We start from the raw sequence: 3,772 nt of genomic DNA on the forward strand, positions 1-3,772 counted from the left end.
ATGTCGACGTAGACGGTGTCCTCCGTGAACCGCTTGACGTCTCCCTCGCGGGTCACGTCACCGAGGTGGCGTGCGGAGCCCGCCACGTACACCTGCCGCAGGCCCAGGTAGGCGTAGGTCTTGGGGTCGAGGAGGATTTCGGTCCGGCTGATCGGCCACTCCCGGCCCCCGGAACGCGACGTCGGGTTCCCGTTCATGTACGTCACGGCCACGGCGGGTCGGCCGACCGCATCCTTGACCTGGTGCTCGGCGACCTCGACACCAGGAATGCCGACGAGCGCGCGGTACAGCGCGGCCCGGGCACGTGGCGCCGCGAGGGGGAATTGGAGCAACTGCTGGACCCTCGAGATGTCGCCCACGGCCTGCGTGGGGTACACGGCCCTGGGGTCGTTGAGCTCCTTTCGGAGCATCGTCAGGACCTCATCGGGGTCATCGGGCAATCTGGCGAGCAGAGCCTGCTTGGCCGCAGGTGTCCGGGCCCCGCTCTCGGGGGTCCACTCCCAGGGCTTCAGCTGCTTCTGGCCGTTGTACGAGAAGTAGATCTTTCGGCTTCCGTACCCGTACCAGTACTCGCCCTTCTTGTCCCAGTCGCCGGGACCGCTCCCTCCGTGCCAGGAAAAACCCGAGACATCCGGCTTGGCCACGCCGTACCGGTCCTTCACGAAGATCTTCTCGTAGATCCACTGGTCCGGCCGCGGGTCGACGGCCGGCATCGACTCGTCCTTCCCCCCGGAACCGAGCAGGGTCGTGAGAACCGCCGCCGCCGTCACCGCCGCCGCCGCGCCCACCGCCGCGAGCCGCCAGCCGGGGCGCCTCCGCCGCGGGCCGGCGATCTCGTCCAGCAGGCGCCGTCGCGCCGGGGTGAGCCGGGCGTGGTCGGGCACCGGGGCATCGGCGCGGAGGTCCCGTACCGCTGTCATCTCATCCATGGCCGGTCACCTCGTGAAGATCGTGTACGAGCGTGGGGTCCGCGCCGCCCAGCGCCTCCCTTACCTTGCGGCGGGCCCGGTTGAGCCGGGAGCGGACCGTGCCCACGGGTATGGAGAGGGCGTCCGCCACCTCCTGGTAGCCGAGGTCGGCCCAGGCGACCAGCAGCAGGACGTGCCGGTCACCGGAGGACAGCGCAGCGAGCGCGGCGGCCAGCGGGCCCGTCGTGGCCTGGGCCGACACCCGGGCGTCCGCGCGGTCGGACCAGGACTCGGCGACCGGGTCGTGGCCGGTCCGGGCCAGCGCCTTCAGGGCCCGGACCTCGGCGCGGCGCTGCTTGCCGATGAGGTTCGCGGCGATGCCGTAGAGCCAGGGCCGGGCGCTCGGCCGTGTGAGGTCGTAGCACGCACGCGTACGGAAAGCGGCGAGGAAGGTGTCGGCGGTGATGTCGTCGGCCGCGCCGTCGCCGAGCCGCCGTGCGGCGTAGCGGTGGATGTCGGCGGCGTGCCGCTGGTAGAGCTCGGCGAAGAGCTCGGGCCGTTCCAGGGACCGGGCGATCACCGAAGCGTCCTCGCCGGGTCCGTCGGGTGGGCCGTTCACGCGGTCTCCGTATCTGCTGTCGGTCGAGTACACCCCCTGTTACCCGCAGCCCGCGATCCGGTTCACGGCATGCGCGACCCCTTCCCCCGCACGAGGACGCGGGAGAGCATCTCGCGTGCGTACTCCTCGTCGTACGGCGTGTCCGTCAGCAGCACCTGGAGGCAGATCCCGTCCATCAGGGCCACCAGCGCCCGTGCCGTCACCGGATCGGTGCGGCGGGCGAGGACCTCGGTGACACCGTCGGTCCACTCGGCCGCGACGGGGCGCAGCGCGGGGCGGCGCAGGGCGGCGAGGTAGAGCTCGTACTCCAACTCCACGCCGGTCCGTTCGCCGCCGAGCCACTCCCCCACGAGCCGGGCGAGCTCCCCGGCGAGATCCCGCCCGGGGTCGGTCAGGGCGCCGGCCTCCCGCAGCGTCGCGCCGAATCCCTCGTTCGCCTGCCGGAGCGCGGCGACCAACAGCTCGTCCAGCGAGGCGAAGTGATACGTCGTCGAGCCGAGCGGCACATCGGCCTCGGCCGCGACCGTGCGATGGCTCAGGCCCTCGATACCGGCGCGCGCGACGACGCGGATCGCGGCATCGATGATGCGCTGGCGCCGCTCGGGGTCGTACCGGCGTCCCATCAGTGCGCACCGCCGAGATTGAGCACGACGACTCCCGCGACGACCAGCGCGATACCGGCGAGCTTCACCAGGCTCGTGGACTCGTTCATGAAGACCATGCCGATCGCGGCGACGGCCGCGGTCCCGATCCCGGCCCATATCGCGTACGCGGTGCCGACCGACATGGTCTTGAGCGTCTGCGCCAGCAACGTGAAGGCGAGCAGATAGCCGGCGACGGTGAACAGCGAGGGCCAGAGTCGCGTGAAGCCTTCGCTGTACTTCATCGCCGTGGTGCCGGCGACCTCGGCCGCGATGGCGGCGGCCAGCAGTCCGTATCCCATGTGTACGAGCGTACACAACGATGGGTACGCACGTACATAGCACTGGCATGCCCAGGCCAGCTACCGTGTCGGGGATCGGGTGGGGACGAGAAGCGTGGGAGCAAGGCACATGTCGGACAACATGGGGTGGGGAAGTCAGCCGGGCCAGGGCCCGTACGACGGCGCAGCGGGCGGCCCGTACGGAGGAGCGCCCGGCGGACCGGGGCCGTACGGAGGTGGACCCGGCGGCCCTTACGGAGGGGCTCCGGGATGGGGCGGCTGGGCGCCGCCTCCGCCGCCGAAGCCCGGAGTGGTCCCGCTACGGCCGCTCGGCCTCGGCGACATCCTGGGCGGCGTCTTCGCGACGATCGGTGGCTACTGGAAGCAGCTCGTCGGCATCGCGGTGACCGTGTACGCCGGCGCGGCGCTGATCGTCGGGCTCGCGCTCGCCCTGGCGTACAGCGCGGTCAGCGACCAGCTGGACCACTTCATCAACCTTCCTGAAGGGCAGGAACCGACCTGGGAGGACGGCCGTCCGCTGCTGATCGCCTTCCTGTGCGTCTGGGCACTCGGCGTGCTGGTGCTGATCCTGGCGGCGGCGATGGTGCAGGCGGCCGTCCCGGCGATTCTCCAGGAAGCCGTGCTGGGCCGCCCGACCACCTTCGGCACGGTCTGGCGCCGCGCCTGGCCGCGGGTTCCGGCGGTGCTCGGGACGGTGTTCCTCACCGGTCTGGTCATGCTGGTCCCGGCCGGTCTGTTCATGGCGGCCTTCGTCGGCCTGATGATCGGGCTACTCCTCGCGGGCAACGGGCCGCTCATCGTCCCGATCCTCGCCTTCCTCGGCGCCCTGGCCGTCTCCCCGCTGGCCATCTGGCTCTGGGTGAAGTTCACCTTCGCTCCGGCCGTCGTGGTCTTCGAGGGGCAGGGCCCGGTCCGGGCGATGCGCCGCTCCTGGGCACTGGTGAGGGGCGGCTGGTGGCGGATCTTCGGCATCTCGCTGCTGGCCTATCTGATGGCCCTGGTCGCGGGCCTGGTGATCCAGCAGCTGGTGGAGATGGTGGCCACGGTGCCCGGCATCGTCAGCATGGGCGCCGGCGACAAACCGACCGTATCGAGCGTCCTCGTCGGGATCGCCGGCTACCTCGCCTTCGCCCTGGTGGCCCAGCTGATCAGCCAGATCATCTCGTCGACGTTCCCGCAGCTGGCGAACGGCCTGCTCTACGTCGACCTGCGCATCCGCAAGGAGAACCTGGCCCCGGCCCTCGCCGAGGCCGCGGGCATGCCGGGACCGCAGCCACCGGCCCCGCCCGTGATGTGAGCGGC

General features: G+C 71.3%; 5 protein-coding genes. 1 reads left to right on the top strand and 4 read right to left on the bottom strand.

Translation table 11 applies throughout. The features are described from left to right. The 4 genes from ACWGI8_RS41240 to ACWGI8_RS41255 form a co-directional block, all read right to left on the bottom strand. Window positions 1-929, bottom strand: a 929-nt coding sequence (locus tag ACWGI8_RS41240; RefSeq protein ID WP_453668585.1) for a CU044_5270 family protein, incomplete at its 3' end; no start/stop codon positions are given. Next, window positions 922-1,527 carry an RNA polymerase sigma factor gene (locus ACWGI8_RS41245; RefSeq protein ID WP_453668586.1) on the bottom strand — a complete coding sequence of 202 codons (606 nt, stop codon included), beginning with the start codon at window positions 1,525-1,527 and terminating at the stop codon, window positions 922-924. The genes ACWGI8_RS41245 and ACWGI8_RS41240, both read right to left, overlap by 8 nt. 62 nt (window positions 1,528-1,589) lie before the next feature. Continuing rightward, the gene (locus ACWGI8_RS41250; RefSeq protein ID WP_453668587.1) at window positions 1,590-2,150 is read right to left on the bottom strand and encodes a TetR/AcrR family transcriptional regulator; all 561 of its coding nucleotides are present in this window, start codon (window positions 2,148-2,150) and stop codon (window positions 1,590-1,592) included. Continuing rightward, window positions 2,150-2,470, bottom strand: coding sequence for a DMT family transporter (locus ACWGI8_RS41255; RefSeq protein ID WP_453668588.1), 321 nt, complete (start codon window positions 2,468-2,470; stop codon window positions 2,150-2,152). The genes ACWGI8_RS41250 and ACWGI8_RS41255 overlap by 1 nt, the downstream gene beginning before the upstream one ends. A 109-nt stretch (window positions 2,471-2,579) precedes the next feature. On the opposite strand from ACWGI8_RS41255, the gene ACWGI8_RS41260 reads away from it, so the two are divergent. After that, window positions 2,580-3,767, top strand: a complete 1,188-nt coding sequence (locus tag ACWGI8_RS41260; RefSeq protein ID WP_453668589.1) for a DUF7847 domain-containing protein — start codon at window positions 2,580-2,582, stop codon at window positions 3,765-3,767. Window positions 3,768-3,772 lie beyond the last annotated feature (5 nt).

The sequence above is a fragment of the Streptomyces sp. NPDC054841 genome, from assembly GCF_053611045.1.

Excerpts from the sequence above, each read along its gene's own strand:
- ACWGI8_RS41250 (WP_453668587.1), bottom strand. The coding sequence starts at position 2,150 with ATGGGACGCCGGTACGACCCCGAGCGGCGCCAGCGCATCATCGATGCC.
- ACWGI8_RS41255 (WP_453668588.1), bottom strand. The coding sequence starts at position 2,470 with ATGGGATACGGACTGCTGGCCGCCGCCATCGCGGCCGAGGTCGCCGGC.
- ACWGI8_RS41260 (WP_453668589.1), top strand. The coding sequence starts at position 2,580 with ATGTCGGACAACATGGGGTGGGGAAGTCAGCCGGGCCAGGGCCCGTAC.